The sequence below is a fragment of the Pseudomonas poae genome (assembly GCF_001439785.1).
GTDB classification, from domain to species: domain Bacteria; phylum Pseudomonadota; class Gammaproteobacteria; order Pseudomonadales; family Pseudomonadaceae; genus Aquipseudomonas; species Aquipseudomonas poae.
Genome location: NZ_JYLI01000006.1, coordinates 48,057 through 62,467 on the forward strand (window position 1 = coordinate 48,057; position 14,411 = coordinate 62,467).

Sequence of the window (14,411 nt, forward strand, 5' to 3'; positions counted from 1 at the left end):
TCCAACACAGAAAGTGGAGAGATCACCTTGGTAGAGTACGTAGTTTCCCTCGATAAGCTCGGCGTCCATGATGTAGAGCACGTAGGGGGCAAGAACGCATCCCTCGGCGAGATGATCAGTAATCTTGCTGGCGCAGGTGTGTCGGTGCCCGGTGGTTTCGCCACCACGGCCCAGGCCTACCGTGATTTCCTCGAACTGAGCGGCCTCAATGCTCAGATCCACGCCGCGCTGGACGCTCTGGACGTCGATGACGTCAACGCCCTCGCCAAAACCGGCAGCCAGATCCGCCAATGGATCATGGAGGCCGAGTTTCCTGAAAAGCTCAACGAAGAAATTCGCACCGCCTTCGCCGCTTTGTCGGCCGGCAACCCGGACATGGCCGTGGCCGTGCGTTCTTCGGCCACCGCCGAAGACTTGCCCGACGCCTCCTTTGCCGGTCAGCAGGAAACCTTCCTGAACATCCGTGGCGTGGAAAACGTGATCCGCGCGGCCAAGGAAGTGTTTGCCTCGCTGTTCAACGATCGCGCCATTTCCTACCGCGTGCACCAGGGTTTCGACCACAAGCTGGTGGCCCTGTCTGCCGGCGTGCAGCGCATGGTGCGTTCGGAAACCGGCACCGCCGGCGTGATGTTCACGCTCGATACCGAATCGGGCTTCCGTGACGTGGTGTTCATCACCGGCGCTTACGGCCTGGGCGAAACCGTCGTACAAGGCGCGGTCAACCCGGACGAATTCTATGTGCACAAGCACACCCTTGAGGCTGGTCGTCCGGCCATCCTGCGCCGTAACCTGGGCAGCAAGGCCATCAAGATGATCTACGGCGACGAGGCCAAGGCCGGCCGCTCGGTCAAGACTGTGGACGTGGACAAGGCCGATCGCGCGCGGTTTTGCCTGAGCGATGCCGAGGTCAGCGAACTGGCCAAACAAGCGATGATCATCGAAAAGCACTACAAGTGCCCGATGGACATCGAGTGGGCCAAGGACGGTGACGACGGCAAGCTGTACATCGTGCAGGCCCGTCCGGAAACCGTGAAGAGCCGCACCTCGGCCAACGTCATGGAACGCTACCTGCTGAAAGAGACCGGCACCGTGCTGGTGGAAGGCCGTGCCATCGGCCAGCGCATCGGCGCGGGCAAGGTGCGGATCATCAAGGACGTGTCCGAGATGGACAAGGTTCAGCCCGGTGACGTGCTGGTCTCCGACATGACCGACCCGGACTGGGAACCGGTGATGAAACGTGCCAGCGCTATCGTCACCAACCGTGGCGGGCGTACCTGCCACGCGGCGATCATCGCCCGTGAGCTGGGTATCCCGGCGGTCGTGGGTTGCGGCAACGCCACCCAATTGTTGAAAGACGGCCAGGGCGTGACCGTGTCCTGCGCCGAAGGCGATACCGGTTTCATCTTCGAAGGCGAGTTGGGCTTCGACATCAAGCAAAACTCCATCGACGCTATGCCCGACCTGCCGTTCAAGATCATGATGAACGTCGGCAACCCGGACCGCGCCTTCGATTTCGCGCAGTTGCCGAACGCTGGTGTGGGCCTGGCCCGTCTGGAATTCATCATCAACCGCATGATCGGCGTGCACCCCAAGGCCCTGTTGAACTACGACGGACTGCCGCTGGACATCAAAGAGAGCGTCGACAAGCGCATCGCCGGCTACAACGACCCGGTGGGGTTCTATGTCGACAAACTGGTGGAAGGCATCAGCACCCTGGCGGCGGCGTTCTACCCGAAAAAGGTGATCGTGCGCCTGTCGGACTTCAAGTCCAACGAGTACGCCAACCTGATCGGCGGCAAGCTTTACGAGCCTGAAGAAGAAAACCCGATGCTGGGCTTTCGCGGCGCCTCGCGTTACATCAGCGAAGCGTTCCGTGACTGCTTCGAACTCGAATGCCGCGCGCTCAAACGTGTACGCAACGAGATGGGCCTGACCAACGTCGAAATCATGGTGCCGTTCGTGCGCACCCTGGGCGAGGCGAGCCAAGTGGTCGACCTGCTGGCCGAAAACGGCCTGTCCCGTGGCGAAAACGGCCTGCGCGTGATCATGATGTGCGAGTTGCCGTCCAATGCCATCCTGGCCGAAGAGTTCCTGGAGTTCTTCGACGGGTTCTCCATCGGCTCCAACGACCTGACCCAGTTGACCCTGGGCCTGGACCGCGACTCGGGGATCATCGCGCACTTGTTCGACGAGCGTAACCCGGCGGTCAAGAAGCTGCTGGCCAACGCCATCCAGGCCTGTAACAAGGCCGGAAAGTACATCGGCATCTGCGGCCAGGGCCCTTCCGATCACCCGGACCTGGCCAAGTGGCTGATGGAACAGGGCATCGAAAGCGTCTCGCTGAACCCCGATTCGGTATTGGAAACCTGGTTCTTCCTCGCGGAAGGCCAAGCGTCCGCTTAAAGTCGCTACGTCAAAAGTGCCGGTTACCCTCGCGGGCGACCGGCATTCTTATCTGTACAGGGCGGGAATCCTCGCGGACGCCGCCCTTTTTTGTGCAAGAGCATTATGCAAAGCAGCAGCAATCTGTTTCCCGTCGCCTTGATCAGTGCTGAACGTCGTGGCGACCTGAGTGAAGACGTCTATCGGCTCAAACCCGGCAACAGCCCCGACGGCACCGTCGAGCTGGCCGTTACCCGTTTGGGCCTGGCCGATGTGCCGGAAAACCGGGGCGTTCCGGTTATCTTGTTGCACGGCAGCTTTTCCAACCGGCGTTTCTGGTATTCGCCCAAAGGCCTCGGCCTCGGCGCTCACCTGGCGCGCCAGGGGTTTGATGTGTGGATCCCGGAAATGCGCGGGCACGGGCTGTCCAGGCGCAACCAGGACTATGCGAAAAATCGCGTGGCCGACTACGCGCGTTACGACTTGCCGGCCATCGGCGCTTTTGTGCATGAGCAAAGCGCGCAGACACCGCATTGGATCGGACATTCCCTCGGTGCCATCACCCTGGCTGCAGCCTTGGGCGCGCGCCATCTGGACGCATCGACGGTGGCCTCGGTGGCGTTGTTCGGCTGCCAGGTCAGCCGAACGCACTGGCCGTTGAAAATTCCGCCTGTGGAGTGGTGTGCTCGCTGGCTGCTCAAGCGCTTTGCTCGAGTGTCCGGGCCGCGTTTCAAGCGCGGGCCCGAAGATGAACCGGCAGGCGTGATGATCGAGGCGTTGCGCTGGAATGGTCTATTCGGCCGGTTTGGCGATGCCGACGCCGACTGGTGGAAGGGCCTGGCGCAGGTCGATGTGCCGTTGCTGGCGGTGAGCGCCGCGGGCGACGAACAAGACCCGGACTGGGCCTGCCGCAAGCTGTTCGAACAAGTCGGCAGCGAGCATCGCCAATACCTGTGCCTGGGGCGCGGGCAAGGGTTCAACGGGGATTTCGGGCATGTGGAAATGCTCGTCAGCAAGGCCGCCCAGGCTGAAGTCTGGCCGTTGGCGGCGCAATGGCTGAAAGATCCGCTGAGACCGTTGCTCGCGGCCCGGCCCGAGCTGATGGCCACGGTTTGATCCGGGGCTTTTCGCTGATCTGCGGTTGCGGCTAAGCTATGACGCGTTAAACGCTTCTGGTCATATTCAGTCGCCGCCTCGCGCTTGCGTTGCGGCGAAGCGGATGGGATGTTGCGTACCTGCGAGGCAGACGCTTCTTTCCAAAGACAGCTTTTTGACGCAAGGGACTCTTTCCATGATCCATTACGCAACCCCCGACCTGTGCGATGCCTACCCGGACCTGGTGCAGGTGGTCGAGCCGATGTTCAGCAATTTCGGTGGCCGCGATTCCTTTGGCGGCGAGATCGTCACCCTCAAGTGTTTCGAAGACAACTCCCTGGTCAGGGAACAGGTCGACCTGCCGGGTGCCGGCAAGGTGCTGGTGGTAGACGGTGGGGGGTCGCTGCGTCGCGCATTACTGGGCGATATGCTCGCTGAGAAAGCCGCAAAAAACGGTTGGGAAGGCATGGTGATCTACGGTTGCATCCGTGACGTCGACGTGATCGCCCAGACCGATCTGGGCGTGCAGGCGCTGGCCAGTCACCCGATGAAAACCGACAAGCGCGGCATCGGGGACCTGAACGTGGTGGTGACCTTTGCGGGCGTTACGTTCCGTCCGGGCGAATACATCTACGCCGACAATAACGGTGTGATCGTGTCACCCAGCCCGCTGAAAATGCCTGAATAAACTGCAATAGCCGACAGGGGTGAGGATGTTCGAGGAAGAAAACGCGCAATGGGGGCTGGTACATGCCCTGGTGCTGGACGGTAAAGGCGGCGCGCGTTCGATTGCCCGGACTGAACTGGACGACCTGCAACTGCAACCCCGGGAAAGCCTGTGGCTGCATTGGGATCGCAGTCATCCGCAAACCCGGACCTGGCTGCGCCACTCCAGCGGCTTGAGCGAGTTCGCCTGTGACCTGCTGCTGGAGGAGAACACCCGTCCACGGCTATTGCCGCTGCCGGATAACGAATTGCTGCTGTTTCTGCGCGGAGTCAATCTCAACCCGGGCGCCGAGCCGGAGGATATGGTCTCAGCGCGCATCTTCGCGGCTGCCAGCCGGGTGATCTCCCTGCGTTTGCGCCCTCTGCGCGCCACCGATGAGCTGCTGGTGCAACTGGCGGAAGGCAAAGGGCCAAAAAACACCTCTGAACTCATCCTTTATATGGCGCAGTACCTGACCCATAAAGTGCAGGATCTGGTGACCGACCTGTCTGAAATCGTCGATTCAGAAGAAGAAAAACTCGATGCCGACGAACGGTATACTCCGGAGCATGGCAGCATCCTGCAGATCCGTCGCAGAGCCGCCGGGCTGAAGCGATTCCTGGCGCCGCAGCGGGATATTTTCGGTCAGCTGACGCGCATCAAATTGCCGTGGTTCTGTGACGACGATGCCGACTACTGGAACGAATTGAACAACAGCCTGACCCGCTACCTGGAAGAGCTTGAATTGACCCGGGAGCGCGTGGGGCTTGTACTTGAAGCAGAAGACCGACGCTTGAGCGTGCGCATGAACCGCACGATGTACCGCTTCGGAATCATCACCGGGATCTTTTTGCCGATGAGTTTTCTCACAGGCCTGCTGGGTATAAATGTGGGAGGTATTCCTTTCTCCTCCAGCCCCTACGGATTTGCGATAGCGTGCCTGCTGATGGTGTCCGTGGCGCTCGGGCAATGGTGGCTGTTTCGACGTTTGCGTTGGGTTTGACCTGAATACGAGCTGAACGTAGGAAGGGTCGGATGTGACCTCAGGAATTTAACCCTCGTCTTTTAATTCACTTGCGAGAGGTCCTTTATGCACGATCCGTTTGAACAGTCTTTGCGTGACATGCTGAATGCTTCGCCATCCAACCGTGATGACGATGCGTGCCTGGGTCGCGTATTGAAAACCGCCAACCGTCAGGTTGGGGCGGGAGACCTGTTCGGGCTGCTCGGGCGTTGGGTGCCGGCGTTGATGATGGCCCTGAACAACGGTTCGGCTCACGTCTCCCCGGTTTCCCGTGGCAAACCTCTTGCTCGCACTGCTGATAAGGCTGATTGAATATGGAACTTGATCTCTGGACCCAGAGCCTGGTCACCGCGATGACGGCATTGTGGACCAAGGTGGCGAATTTCATTCCCAACCTGTTTGGTGCCCTGGTGCTGGTATTGCTCGGGTTTGTCGTGGCCAAGCTGCTCGACACCCTGCTGTCCAAACTGCTCGCGAAACTGGGTCTGGATCGCTTGATGGCAGGCACCGGCCTGACCAAGCTACTGGGCCGCGCCGGGCTGCAAGTGCCGATCTCCACCTTGATCGGCAAGATTGTCTACTGGTTCGTTTTGCTGATATTTCTGGTTTCGGCGGCTCAGTCCCTTGGACTTGAGCGAGTTTCAGCTACGCTCGACATGCTGGCGCTGTATTTGCCCAAGGTTTTCGGCGGCGCGCTGGTACTGCTGGTAGGGGTTCTCCTTGCGCAATTGGCCAATGGGCTGGTGCGCGGAGCCGCCGAAGGCGTGGGGCTGGACTATGCCGCCGGCCTGGGGCGAATTGCCCAGGGGCTGGTGATCATCATCAGTATTTCGGTCGCGATCAGCCAGTTGGAGGTCAAGACTGACCTGCTCAACCACGTGATTGTGATTGTTTTGATTACCGTTGGTCTGGCAGTTGCGCTGGCCATGGGGTTGGGAAGCCGGGAAATTGCCGGTCAGATTCTTGCGGGAATCTACGTGCGTGAGCTGTATCAAGTAGGGCAACAGGTGCGTGTGGGCGAGGTCGAAGGGCAAATCGAGGAAATCGGTACTGTCAAAACGACAGTGCTGACCGATGATGGCGAGCTGGTGTCGCTGTCCAATCGGATACTCCTTGAGCAGCAGGTCAGTAGCCGCTGACCCGGCACCCTGCTAATGTACGCCGCCGCGAACCCGGCTTGCCGGGCCGTAGCGGACATTGACCTGACTGTCGGCACGACTTGTTTTGAATAAAGCTCAAACGCTGTCCACGCGCTATGACCCCCGTGAGCTCTCTGATGAGGAGCTGGTCGCGCGTGCACATACGGAGCTGTTTCACATCACGCGCGCCTATGAAGAATTGATGCGCAGGTATCAACGCACTCTGTTCAACGTTTGTTCAAGATATTTGGGGAACGATAGAGATGCGGACGATGTCTGTCAGGAAGTGATGCTCAAGGTGCTGTATGGCCTCAAGAACTTCGAGGGTAAATCGAAGTTCAAGACCTGGCTCTACAGCATCACGTACAACGAGTGCATCACGCAGTATCGGAAGGAACGGCGAAAGCGTCGCTTGATGGACGCCTTGAGTCTGGACTCCCTTGAGGAAGCGTCTGAAGAAAAGGCGCCGACACCCGAGGACAAGGGCGGACTCGATCGCTGGCTGGTGTATGTGAACCCGATTGACCGGGAGATTCTGGTGCTGCGATTCGTCGCAGAGCTTGAGTTCCAGGAAATCGCTGACATCATGCACATGGGTTTGAGTGCTACAAAAATGCGGTACAAACGTGCTCTAGATAAATTACGTGAGAAATTTGCGGACGAGACTGAAACTTAGTGCGTGGCAAATATCTCTTACGTGTAGGCAAGTTCTGTTAGACTTGTCGCCGAGTTGTCCCCCGGTTTGTGGGACTGCTTTACAATCACCAGATGGGGATTTAACGGATGAAACTGAAAAACACCTTGGGCTTGGCCATTGGTTCTCTTATTGCCGCAACTTCTTTCGGCGTTCTGGCACAAGGCCAAGGCGCAGTTGAAGGCGAGCTGTTCTACAAGAAGCAGTACAACGATAGCGTCAAGCACATCGAAGACGGCTTCAACCCAGGCGCTCGCATTGGTTACTTCCTGACCGACGATCTGTCCTTGAACTTGTCCTACGACAAGACCAACCACACCCGTTCGAACGACGGTACTGGTAGCCAGAAGATCAAAGGTGACACTGGCAGCCTCGTGGCTCAGTACCACTTCGGTCAGGCCGGCGTTGACAGCCTGCGTCCATACGTTGAAGGCGGTTTCGGCCACCAGAGCCGTGGCAACGTGCAAGCTGACGGCCACAGCGGTCGCGATCAGACCACTTTCGCCACTGTCGGTACCGGCGTGAAGTACTACTTCACCAACAACCTGTACGCTCGTGCCGGTGTTGAAGCTGACTACGGTCTGGACAACGGCAAGTGGGACTACTCCGCACTGGTCGGCCTGGGCGTGAACTTCGGCGGTAACGCTGGCGCAGTTGCTCCAGCTCCTACCCCAGCACCAGCTCCAGAGCCAACTCCAGAGCCAGAAGCTCCAGTTGCTCAGGTTGTTCGTGTTGAGCTGGACGTTAAGTTCGACTTCGACAAAGCCGTTGTTAAGCCTAACAGCTACGGCGACGTGAAAAACCTGGCCGACTTCATGGCTCAGTACCCGTCCACCAACGTAGAAGTTGCTGGTCACACTGACTCCGTAGGTCCAGACGCTTACAACCAGAAGCTGTCCCAGCGTCGTGCTGACGCTGTCAAGCAAGTCCTGGTTAAAGACGGCGTGGCTCCTAGCCGTGTAACTGCTGTAGGTTACGGCGAATCCCGCCCAGTTGCTGACAACGCAACTGAAGCTGGTCGCGCTGTTAACCGTCGCGTAGAAGCGTCGGTTGAAGCTACCGCTCAGTAATTACTGAGTAGTAGAAAAAAGCCCGGCTCAGGCCGGGCTTTTTTTCGTCTGCAATTTGCCTCAGGCGCTCGCCGCCACTGCTACATAGGCCGCCTGCTCAGCCGCTGCCACCTTGCCAATCACCAGGATTGCCGGGCTCTTCAATGCAAAAGCCTGGGCATCATCCTGCATGCGCCACAGTACGCTGCGGCACTCCCGCTGCTGGGGCAGCGATGCATTCTCAATCATCGCCACCGGCATATCCGCCGTCATGCCGCCTTCGAGCAATTGCTGGCGTATCTCTTCCAGCTTCGCCACGCCCATGTACACCACCAGCGTCGTCCCGCCTTCAGCCAGCGCGCGCCAGTTCAGGCGGCTGTCGTCCTGGGTATGCGCGGTGACCAGCGTTACGCCACGGCTGACACCGCGCAACGTCAGCGGGATATCGCACTGGGTTGCGCCTGCCAGGCCGGACGTAATGCCATTGACCACCTGCGCCTCGATCCCGCGCTCGCGCAGCCACATCGCCTCTTCGCCGCCACGTCCGAAAATGCACGGATCGCCGCCTTTGAGTCGCACCACACACTTGCCCTGACGTGCATAACGCAGCATCAGGCGATGGATGAAGTCCTGTGGCGTCGAACGACAGCCGCCACGCTTGCCCACCGTAATCACGCGCGCGTTGCCGCAATGCTCCAGCACCGCCGGGTTGACCAGGTCGTCAATCAGCACCACGTCGGCTTCGTTCATCGCCCGTACCGCCTTGAGGGTCAACAGCTCCGGGTCTCCCGGCCCTGCGCCTACCAGCCAGACTTTTGCGCTCATATTCCTGTCCTCACACACTGATAGCGATTGGCTGCGGATGGCTTGCCAACAGACGTTTGATTTCCGGCACACAGGAGCCACATTGCGTACCGCATCCCAGGGACTGCTTGAGCCCATTGAGGTCCATGCCCTGGGCGATACCGGCACACACGGCGCTTTCACTGACGTTCATGCAGTTGCACAGCACTTTGCTGTTTGGCGCCGCACCACCCGGCGCAGCGCTCAAGGGCGCGAGCAGCCAGCGGCGCAGTTGGTCATCGGTGCGGCCTTCCAGCCACAGGCTCTGCAGCCAATGACGGGCCAGGGTTTCACCGGCCAGGCGCACCGCCGTGATGCGGCCTTTTTCAATCTTCACTCGCTTGCCGATCGAGCGGCGCGGATCGTCGTAGGCCATGACGGGGCCATCGTGCAGGCCCAGCATTTGGTCGATTCGCGTCAGCAGCTCAAGCTCGGGCGCTGCGGTATGTGCCGCGCGTACCAGCAACGCCGGCCGTTCCCGCCCGGCCAGGCTCAGGCTCACATAGGCAAAACCCTCGCACAGCGGGCGCAGTGCCTCGAAGTGTTGCTGCACATCGCCCTCTATCAGGGCAAACAGCTGCCATGGCAACTGCACCGCCTCCAGCCGCACGCCGCTGTGCTTGAGTTCAGGCTGTTTTGACAGCGGGTCGAACGCCGGCTGTGTGAGGGTATTCACGCCGCCCTTGAGAAACCGGTCGCCCCAGTGCATCGGCAGGAATGCCTGGCCGGGGCGCACGCTGTCGTCACTGCTCACGGCGACGATCACATTGCCGCGCCGGCTTTTGAGGTTCACCAGGTCGCCTTCCTTGAAACGATGGCGGCGCAGTTCATCCGGGTGCAGGCTCAACAATGCCTCGTTCACATGCCCAAACAACTGCGCCGCAGTGCCGGTGCGACTCATGCCGTGCCATTGATCGCGCAGGCGGCCGGTGATCAGGGTCAGGGGGAAGCGCGCGTCGCGCTGTTCCTTGGCTGCGCGATAAGGGTCGGCGATAAAGTGCGCGCGCCCCCCTTCGGTCGGGAAGATTCCGTCGGTATACAGGCGCGATGTGCCGCTGCGTGAGCCCATGGGAAAGGGCCACTGCTGCGGGCCCAGTTCGTCGAGCAGGGCATGACTGATACCCGACAAATCCAAATCACGCCCACAGGTCAGCAGCTTGAATTCATCAAAAATCTGCGCCGGGTGCTCGAAGGCGAACAGACTCGGCAGCCCCGGACGCAGACGCTGTTCCAGACGTTGGGCAAAATCCACGGTGATTGCCCAGTCCGGCCGTGCTTCTGCGGGAGGGGCAATGGCGCGGCGCACGTGGGAAATACGCCGTTCGGAGTTGGTCACCGTGCCTTCTTTCTCCCCCCAGCTGGCGGCTGGCAACAGCAGGTCGGCGTAGGCGGCGGTCTCGGTGGTGCGAAAGGCTTCCTGTAACACCACGAACGGGCAGGCTGCGAGGGCGGCGCGTACGGCCGTCTGGTCCGGCAGCGATTGCGCAGGGTTGGTGCACGCGATCCATAACGCCTTGATCTTGCCGGCCTGTACCTGTTCGAACAGCTCAATGGCCGTCAGCCCGGTCGGCTCCGGCAACGCATCCACGCCCCAGTAACTGGCGACCTCTGCGCGATGTTCAGGATTGGCGGCTTCCCGGTGACCCGGCAACAGGTTCGACAAACTGCCGGTTTCGCGCCCGCCCATGGCGTTGGGCTGGCCGGTCAGTGAGAACGGCCCGCAGCCCGGTCGACCAATCGTGCCGGTGGCCAGGTGCAGATTGATCAGCGCGCTGTTTTTAGCGCTGCCGGCGGTGGACTGGTTGAGCCCCATGCACCACAGCGACAAAAAGCCAGGGGAGGTACCCACCCATTCAGCGCACAACCGCAATTGCTCGACACTGATCCCGCACAGCTGCGTGACCATCTGCGGTGTGTAGTCATGCACCAGGCGTTTAAGCTGCGTCAATCCATCGGTATGGGCCTGGATAAAATCACGGTCGATCCAGTCTTCCCACAGCAGCAGATGCAAAATCCCATGGAACAGTGCCACATCCGTGCCTGGCAGGATGGCCAGGTGCATGTCAGCCAATTCGCAGGTGTCGGTGCGCCGAGGGTCGATCACCACGACTTTCATCTGCGGACGCCGGGCCTTGGCTTCCTCCAGGCGTCGGAACAATACCGGATGGGCGTAAGCCATGTTGCTGCCGACGATCATCACGCAGTCGCTGGTGTCGAGGTCTTCATAACTGCACGGCGGCGCGTCGGCGCCCAGGCTGCGCTTGTAGCCGACCACCGCCGAAGACATGCACAGCCGTGAATTACTGTCCAGATTGTTGGTGCCCACCAGCGCTCGCGCCAGTTTGTTGAAGCTGTAGTAGTCCTCGGTAAGCAGTTGCCCGGAAATATAGAAGGCCACGCTGTCCGGCCCGTGTTCGGCGATGGTGTCGGCAAACACGCTGGCCGCGTGGTCCAGCGCGGTATCCCAACTGGTACGGCTACGGGCCAGGCCTTTGCCCAGGCGCAACTCCGGGTACAAGGCGCGCGCGCTCAGGTCGCCCGTCAGGTGCAGGCTGGCGCCTTTGCTGCACAACTTGCCGAAATTGGCCGGATGGCTAGGGTCGCCCTGCACACCGAGGATTTGTGTGCCGTCATGCTCGATCAGCACGCCGCAGCCCACCCCGCAGTAGCAGCAGGTGGACGCGGTGACCTGGCGGTCCATCAACCGGCGTCCCGCAGGGCCAGCATCACCCGGCCGTTTTCGACACGGGCGGGATGATGGTGGGCGCAGCCGATATCCGGCGCCTGGGCTTCGCCGGAGGCCAGGTCGATCTGCCAGTTGTGCAGCGGGCAGGCCACGCGCTTGCCGTAGATCAGTCCTTGGGACAGCGGGCCGCCCTTGTGCGGGCAGCGGTCGTCGAGGGCGAAGACCTCGTCGTCACTGGTACGAAAGATCGCGATGTCGCCCTTGGGGCCGTTGATGATGCGCGAGCCCAGTGCGTTGATGTCGTCGAGGGCGCAAATATCCAGCCAGTTCATGCCTGCACCTCCAGGTGTTTGACCGGGATCACCTCGAATTCCTTTTTCAGCAGCGGCTGTTCAAGCCGTTCTTTCCACGGGTCCTGCTCGAATGACAGCGAGAATTGCAGGCGCTCGTTCAGTGCCTTGCGCCGGGCCTGGTCTTCCAGCACGGCTTTCTTGATGTGCTCCATGCCCACGCGCTGCAGGTAATGCACGGTGCGCTCCAGGTAGAAGGCCTCCTCGCGGTACAACTGCAGGAATGCGCCGTTGTACTCGCGCACTTCGTCGGCGGTTTTGAGCTTGACGAAGAATTCCGCGACTTCGGTCTTGATGCCTCCGTTGCCGCCGATATACATCTCCCAGCCGGAGTCGACGCCAATGATGCCGACATCCTTGATGCCGGCTTCCGAGCAATTGCGCGGGCAACCGGACACCGCCAGCTTGACCTTGTGCGGCGACCACATGTTGAACAGGTCGTGCTCCAGCTCAATGCCCAGTTGCGTGGAATTCTGCGTGCCGAAGCGGCAGAACTCGCTGCCGACACAGGTTTTCACGGTGCGGATGGATTTGCCGTAGGCGTGGCCGGACGGCATGTCGAGGTCCTTCCACACGCCGGGCAAGTCCTGCTTCTTGATGCCGAGCAAGTCGATACGCTGACCGCCGGTGACCTTGACCATCGGCACGTTGTATTTGTCGGCCACGTCGGCGATACGGCGCAGTTCCGAAGGATTGGTCACACCGCCCCACATCCTTGGGACCACAGAGTAGGTGCCGTCTTTCTGGATGTTGGCGTGGGCCCGTTCGTTGATCAGGCGCGATTGCGGGTCGTCCTTGGCTTCGCCGGGCCAGGTGGAGATCAGGTAATAGTTCAGCGCCGGGCGGCAGGTGGCGCAGCCGTTGGGGGTGCGCCAGTTCAGATAGCTCATGGTGCCGGCGATGGTCAGCAAATGCTGTTCGCGGATAGCCTGGCGGATTTGCCCGTGGTTGAGGTCGCTGCACCCGCAGATGGCTTTTTCGCTCTTGGGTTTTACATCGGCCGCGCCGCCCACGGTGTTGATCAGGATCTGTTCCACCAGCCCCACGCAGGAGCCGCAGGAACTGGCGGCTTTAGTGTGTTTTTTCACCTCGTCGACACTGAACAGGCCCTGTTCCTGGATCGCCTTGACGATGGTGCCCTTGCACACGCCGTTGCAGCCGCAGACTTCAGCGCTGTCGGCCATGCTCATGGCCTTGTCCTGGCCCTGATGGCCTACGTCGCCCAAGGCGTTTTCGCCGAACATCAGGTGATCGCGGATCTCGCCGATGGCATGGTTCTCACGGATCTGGCGGAAATACCAACCGCCATCGGCGGTGTCGCCGTACAGGCAGGCGCCGACGAGGATGTCGTCCTTGATCACCAGTTTTTTGTACACGCCGCCAATCGGGTCGGAGAGGGTGATGGTCTCGGTGCCTTCGCCGCCCATGAAATCGCCGGCTGAAAACAGGTCGATGCCGGTGACTTTCAGCTTGGTCGAGGTGACCGAACCTTTGTAGGTGGCAAAGCCGAGCTGAGCCAGGTGGTTGGCGCAGACCTTGGCCTGTTCGAACAGCGGCGCCACCAGGCCGTAGGCAATCCCGCGATGGCTGGCGCATTCGCCGATCGCATAAATACGCGGGTCGTAGGTTTGCATCGTGTCGTTGACCAGAATCCCGCGGTTGCACGGGATGCCTGATTTTTCCGCGAGTTCGGTATTGGGCCGAATGCCGGCGGCCATCACCACCAGATCGGCGGGGATGATGTCGCCGTTCTTGAACTGCACCGAGCCAACGCGACCATTGCCGGCATCGTGCAGGGCCTGGGTGTGTTCGCCCAGGCGAAATACCAGACCACGGCTTTCCAGTTCGGTTTGCAGCAGTTGGCCACTGGTCTTGTCCAGCTGGCGTTCCAGCAACCATTCGCCGATGTGCACCACGGTCACGTGCATGCCGCGCAGCATCAGGCCGTTGGCCGCTTCCAGGCCAAGCAGGCCGCCACCGATGACCACCGCGTGCTTGTGGGTCTTGGCGGTGTCGATCATGGCCTGGGTGTCGGCGATGTCGCGATAGCCGATCACGCCCTGCAAGGTGTTGCCGGGGATCGGCAGGATAAACGGTGTGGAACCGGTCGCGATCAGCAAACGATCGTACTCGGCCTCGGTGCCGTCCTCGGCGATGACTTTGCGTTTGACCCGGTCGATCTGCACGACCTTGCGGTTGAGCAGCAGCTTGACGTTATTGTCCAGGTACCAGTCCAGGTCGTTGAGCACGATCTCTTCGAAGGTTTGTTCGCCAGCCAGCACCGGCGACAGCAGGATGCGGTTGTAGTTGGTGTGGGGTTCGGCGCCGAACACGGTGATGTCGTAGAGATCGCTGCTCAGCTTGAGCAGTTCTTCAAGGGTACGCACCCCGGCCATGCCGTTGCCGATCATCACCAATTTGAGTTTTTTCATGTCGCTCTCCG

Annotated in this window: 12 protein-coding genes; 8 read left to right on the forward strand and 4 right to left on the reverse strand. The window is 60.5% G+C overall.

The window, feature by feature from the left end:
• Window positions 1-27: 27 nt before the first annotated feature.
• The 8 genes from ppsA (at window position 28) to TU75_RS09215 (ending at window position 8,110) form a co-directional block, all read left to right on the forward strand.
• Entirely contained in the window at window positions 28-2,403 is a 2,376-nt protein-coding gene (gene ppsA / locus TU75_RS09180) for a phosphoenolpyruvate synthase (RefSeq protein WP_060548832.1), read from the forward strand.
• 105 nt (window positions 2,404-2,508) lie between these two features.
• Complete coding sequence (locus TU75_RS09185; protein ID WP_060548746.1) at window positions 2,509-3,498, forward strand: alpha/beta fold hydrolase; 990 nt, start codon at window positions 2,509-2,511, stop codon at window positions 3,496-3,498.
• A gap of 178 nt (window positions 3,499-3,676) precedes the next feature.
• A complete protein-coding gene (gene rraA / locus TU75_RS09190; RefSeq protein ID WP_085986475.1) occupies window positions 3,677-4,165 on the forward strand; it encodes a ribonuclease E activity regulator RraA in 489 nt (162 codons plus the stop codon).
• Between the two features lie 25 nt (window positions 4,166-4,190).
• On the forward strand, window positions 4,191-5,186 hold the full coding sequence (locus TU75_RS09195; protein WP_060548747.1) for a zinc transporter ZntB: 996 nt from the start codon (window positions 4,191-4,193) through the stop codon (window positions 5,184-5,186).
• A gap of 87 nt (window positions 5,187-5,273) precedes the next feature.
• Window positions 5,274-5,519 carry a hypothetical protein gene (locus TU75_RS09200; protein WP_003230316.1) on the forward strand — a complete coding sequence of 82 codons (246 nt, stop codon included), beginning with the start codon at window positions 5,274-5,276 and terminating at the stop codon, window positions 5,517-5,519.
• A 2-nt stretch (window positions 5,520-5,521) separates the two neighbouring features.
• Complete coding sequence (locus TU75_RS09205) at window positions 5,522-6,346, forward strand: mechanosensitive ion channel family protein (RefSeq protein WP_003193288.1); 825 nt, start codon at window positions 5,522-5,524, stop codon at window positions 6,344-6,346.
• An 85-nt stretch (window positions 6,347-6,431) separates the two neighbouring features.
• Entirely contained in the window at window positions 6,432-7,022 is a 591-nt protein-coding gene (gene sigX, locus TU75_RS09210) for an RNA polymerase sigma factor SigX (protein WP_060548748.1), read from the forward strand.
• Between the two features lie 107 nt (window positions 7,023-7,129).
• Window positions 7,130-8,110: an OmpA family protein gene (locus TU75_RS09215; RefSeq protein WP_003230320.1), complete on the forward strand. Its 981-nt coding sequence runs from the start codon at window positions 7,130-7,132 to the stop codon at window positions 8,108-8,110.
• Between the two features lie 60 nt (window positions 8,111-8,170).
• Here TU75_RS09215 and cobA read toward each other — a convergent pair whose 3' ends face one another.
• The 4 genes from cobA to nirB are packed head-to-tail and all read right to left on the reverse strand — an operon-like array spanning window position 8,171 to window position 14,400.
• Window positions 8,171-8,914, reverse strand: a complete 744-nt coding sequence (gene cobA, locus TU75_RS09220) for a uroporphyrinogen-III C-methyltransferase (RefSeq protein ID WP_060548749.1) — start codon at window positions 8,912-8,914, stop codon at window positions 8,171-8,173.
• A 10-nt stretch (window positions 8,915-8,924) separates the two neighbouring features.
• A complete protein-coding gene (locus TU75_RS09225) occupies window positions 8,925-11,633 on the reverse strand; it encodes a nitrate reductase (protein WP_060548750.1) in 2,709 nt (902 codons plus the stop codon).
• Entirely contained in the window at window positions 11,633-11,950 is a 318-nt protein-coding gene (gene nirD, locus TU75_RS09230; protein WP_003230326.1) for a nitrite reductase small subunit NirD, read from the reverse strand. Before nirD ends, TU75_RS09225 begins: the two co-directional genes overlap by 1 nt.
• Complete coding sequence (gene nirB, locus TU75_RS09235) at window positions 11,947-14,400, reverse strand: nitrite reductase large subunit NirB (protein ID WP_060548751.1); 2,454 nt, start codon at window positions 14,398-14,400, stop codon at window positions 11,947-11,949. The genes nirD and nirB overlap by 4 nt, the downstream gene beginning before the upstream one ends.
• Window positions 14,401-14,411: the final 11 nt, after the last annotated feature.